Below are 787 nucleotides of genomic sequence, written 5' to 3'. Positions count from 1 at the left end.
CATTTCCATGCAGAAGGTGTACCTGTACTGGTGTCAGTAAATTTAACGCTCAATGGTGCTTTTCCTGACGTTACACTGCTGGTGAGATTTGCAACAGGTTTTGATATCACTTTTATATAATCGGTTTCCGTTGCAGTGTTGCTTCCTTTAGCATTGGTAACTGTCAGTACCACCATATATTTTCCTGCAGCTGAATACTTATGCTTTGGATTCTGCTGGGTTGAAGTTGTCCCATCTCCAAAACTCCATTTCCATTTAGTAGGCATGTTACTACTCTTGTCAGTAAAGGTAACCGTTAATGGTGTTTTTCCTGAAACCGAAGATACTGAAAAAGCAGCTACTGGCTTTCCTGGAGATGAACCAGTGACTTTAACGTAACCTGTTTTTACCTCAGAATCGATTCCACCAGGTCCGGTTACTGTGAGGTTGACAGTGTAAGAACCGGCTGCAGCATAAGTATACGAAGGATTCTGTTCCGTACTATCTACATTGTCGTCGTTATTGAAGTCCCATGCATAGGAAGAAACAGTTCCTGTTGACTGATCCTTAAAGTTGACAGTAAGAGGAGCAGTACCAGAAGTCGGAGTAGCTGTGAAATTTGCAACCGGAGCACCAGGAAGTGACTCACTTACAATAATGTACTCAGTTTTTACTTCAAAATCGTTTCCATCAGCGTTAGAAACCGTAAGGTTGACAGTATAGTTACCAGCTGCATTGTAAATGTGAACCGGATTCTGCTCAGTGCTGTCTACAGTTCCATCATTATCAAAGTCCCATGAATAGGATG

General features: G+C 41.9%; 1 protein-coding gene. It reads right to left on the bottom strand.

All coding sequences use genetic code 11. The annotated features are described in order from the left end of the window. Positions 1-787 (bottom strand): PKD domain-containing protein (locus tag ASJ81_RS14305; protein ID WP_141241739.1); only part of this gene is annotated, 787 nt, incomplete at both ends.

Origin of the sequence: Methanosarcina spelaei, from assembly GCF_002287235.1 — an archaeon.
Taxonomy (GTDB): domain Archaea; phylum Halobacteriota; class Methanosarcinia; order Methanosarcinales; family Methanosarcinaceae; genus Methanosarcina; species Methanosarcina spelaei.
The sequence above is the reverse complement of the archived record's forward strand: the minus strand, read 5'-3'. Positions and strand labels throughout refer to the sequence as shown.